The 234-nt window shown below is 66.2% G+C and carries 1 protein-coding gene; it reads left to right on the top strand.

The genetic code is table 11. From position 1 onward, the window contains the following. A partial coding sequence (locus ACVA6Q_RS24955; RefSeq protein ID WP_446649270.1) for a secretin N-terminal domain-containing protein occupies nt 1-234 on the top strand: 234 nt, incomplete at both ends.

The raw sequence follows: 234 nt of genomic DNA on the forward strand, positions 1-234 counted from the left end.
TGCAGGGGTATGCGATTGTCGAGGGCAACGGCTTTACCAAGGTGGTGCCGGAAGCCGATGCCAAGCTGCAGGGCTCGCCCACCTCGGTGGGTGCCGCAGGTGCGCGCGGCGGCGAGCAGGTCGTCACGCAGGTGTTCCGCCTGCAGCATGAATCGGCCAACAACCTGGTGCCGGTGTTGCGGCCGATGATCGCGCCCAACAACACCATCACCGCGTACCCGGCCAACAACACGC

Source organism: Vibrio sp. DNB22_10_4, from assembly GCF_052879755.1.